Source organism: Rhizobium sp. LARHSG275 (assembly GCF_052871115.1).
On record NZ_JBIXJN010000050.1, the window covers coordinates 1 to 2,494 of the forward strand.

At 61.1% G+C, this 2,494-nt stretch carries 3 protein-coding genes and 1 pseudogene; all 4 read left to right on the forward strand.

Annotated elements, in window-relative coordinates:
* A pseudogene (locus ACIPSK_RS32910) lies at nucleotides 1-209 on the forward strand (sugar ABC transporter substrate-binding protein); the annotation flags it as partial.
* Nucleotides 210-348: 139 nt separating this feature from the next.
* Nucleotides 349-1,302 (forward strand): carbohydrate ABC transporter permease, encoded by a 954-nt coding sequence (locus tag ACIPSK_RS32915; RefSeq protein ID WP_170282794.1) that lies wholly within the window; start codon nucleotides 349-351, stop codon nucleotides 1,300-1,302.
* The gene (locus tag ACIPSK_RS32920) at nucleotides 1,299-2,285 is read left to right on the forward strand and encodes a carbohydrate ABC transporter permease (protein ID WP_446533137.1); all 987 of its coding nucleotides are present in this window, start codon (nucleotides 1,299-1,301) and stop codon (nucleotides 2,283-2,285) included. The genes ACIPSK_RS32915 and ACIPSK_RS32920 overlap by 4 nt, the downstream gene beginning before the upstream one ends.
* Before the next feature lie 3 nt (nucleotides 2,286-2,288).
* Nucleotides 2,289-2,494: ATP-binding cassette domain-containing protein (locus tag ACIPSK_RS32925; RefSeq protein WP_446533138.1), on the forward strand; the 206-nt coding region annotated here is incomplete at its 3' end.

A 2,494-nucleotide genomic window follows, 5' to 3' on the forward strand; every position in this document is an offset into this window, starting at 1 on the left:
TCGACGCTTGCGGCAAGAAGGGCATCGCCGATCTGAAGGCAGCCAACGAAGGCGGCACGCTGTTCGGCTCGCTGGCGCAAGGCTACGGCGCCCCGCCGGCGATTGCCAATGCCTACAAGGATGTCGTGTCGAAGTTCGTCCACGGCCAGATCAAGACCTCCGACGAAGCCGTCAAGCAGCTCGTCCAGGCGATCGACGACGCCCGCTGAGACCAGGTGTGATGACAATGCTTCCCCGCATCTCGCGGGGAAGCTTCAGACCCCAACGATCCTATGACGGCGATCACATCGTGACCGATCAGGCGGGGGCGGTCGGCAAAGCCGATCATGCGGGAAGGGAGGAGATTTTATGAGCACTGTTGCGACCACCGATCCGGTTCTGACGCCGCGGCAATCGACGGCGATCTCGTTGCGGGGCCGGCTGCAGGATGCGCTGCCGAAGATCGTCTTGGCGCCGAGCTTCGTCATCACCATCATCTTCGTCTACGGCTTCATCGTCTGGACGGCCTATCTGTCGTTCACCAATTCCAAGACTTTTCCCTCCTATGCGCTGACCGGCGCACGCGCCTATCAGCGGCTGTGGCGCTGGACCTTCGAGAGCGATCCGCCGTCGTCCTGGTACACCTCGATCACCAACATGGCGGTCTTCGGCTTCCTCTATATCGGCATCTGCCTGGCGCTCGGCCTCTTCCTCGCCATCCTGCTCGACCAGAAGATCCGCGGCGAGGGTCTGCTCCGGCCGATCTTCCTCTACCCGATGGCGCTGTCCTTCATTGTGACAGGCGTTGCCTGGAAATGGTTCCTCGATCCCGGCCTCGGGCTGGAACAGACGCTGCACCATTTTGGCTGGACCAGCTTCCACTTCGACTGGATCAAGAACAAGGACTTCGTCATCTATACCGTCGTCATTGCCGGTGTCTGGCAGGCGTCGGGCTTCGTCATGGCGATGTTCCTGGCGGGCTTACGCGGCATCGACGGCGAGATCATGAAGGCCGCCCAGATCGACGGCGCCTCGCCATTCCAGCTCTATCGGCGCATCGTCATTCCGCTGCTGCGGCCGATCTTTCTCTCCGCCTTCATCGTGCTCGCCCATATGGCGATCAAGTCCTACGACCTGGTGGTGGCGCTGACCTCGGGCGGCCCCGGCGGCTCGGCCTGGCTGCCGTCCAACTTCATGTATGAATACACCTTCAAGCGCAACGAGATGGCCGTCGGCTCGGCCAGCGCCATCATCATGCTGATGACCATCTCGGCAATCATCGTTCCCTATCTCTATTCCGAACTGAAGGAGAAGGCGCGATGAGCAGCGTGACCTCTTCAACCCAGACCTTGGCCGCAGCTTTGCCACAGGCCCGCGACAACAGGAACGACAGTAAGAACAGCACCAACACTCGCTGGATCGGCCGCACCGTCATTTACGGCCTGCTGCTGATCTTTGCCGTCCTCTATCTGATGCCGCTCTTCGTCATGCTGACCACCTCGTTCAAGACCATGGACGAGATCCAGAACGGCAACATGCTGGCGCTGCCGCAATCGCCGACCTTCGATCCCTGGATCAAGGCCTGGGGCGAGACCTGTGTCGGGCTGACCTGCGCCGGCATCAAGGGCTACTTCTGGAACTCGATCAAGATGGTCGTGCCGGCGGTCGCAATCTCCACCATCATGGGGGCGCTCAACGGTTATGTGCTGACCAAATGGCGCTTTCCCGGCCACACGCTGGTGTTCGGGCTGATGCTGTTTGCCTGCTTCATTCCGTTCCAGTCGGTGCTGCTGCCGATGGCGACGATCCTCGGCTCGCTCGGGCGCTTCGGCGCCACGCTGCAGAACGCCACGGGCTTCAACTTCGGCTTCGGCAATCCGACGGTCAATCTGGTCTTCGTCCATGTCGTCTATGGCCTCGGCTTCACGACGCTGTTCTTCCGCAATTTCTACGAGGCCTTTCCGACCGAGCTGGTCCGGGCCGCCCAGGTCGATGGCGCCAGCTTCTTCCAGATCTTCCGCCGCATCATGCTGCCGAACTCGCTGCCGATCATCGTCGTCACGGTGATCTACCAGTTCACCAATATCTGGAACGACTTCCTGTTTGCCTCGGCTTACGCCGGCACCGGCGAATCCATGCCGATGACGGTGGCGCTGAACAATGTCGTCAACACCTCGACGGGCGTCGTCGAATACAATGTCAACATGGCGGCGGCGATGATCGCCGCCGTGCCGACGCTCATCGTCTATATCCTCGCCGGCCGCTACTTCGTGCGCGGTCTGATGGCGGGCGCTGTCAAAGGGTAATCCATGGCCTTCCTCGAAATCTCCGGTCTCAAAAAGCGTTTCGGCGCCGTCGACATTCTCAAGGGGATCGACCTCGAACTCGAAAAGGGCGGCTTTCTCGTGCTGGTCGGCCCGTCCGGCTGCGGCAAGTCCACCCTGCTCAACACCATTGCCGGGCTGGAGACGATCACCTCTGGCGATATCAGGATCGACGGGCGCGACATCAGCGG

Excerpts from the sequence above, each read along its gene's own strand:
- ACIPSK_RS32920 (WP_446533137.1), top strand. The coding sequence starts at position 1,299 with ATGAGCAGCGTGACCTCTTCAACCCAGACCTTGGCCGCAGCTTTGCCA.
- ACIPSK_RS32915 (WP_170282794.1), top strand. The coding sequence starts at position 349 with ATGAGCACTGTTGCGACCACCGATCCGGTTCTGACGCCGCGGCAATCG.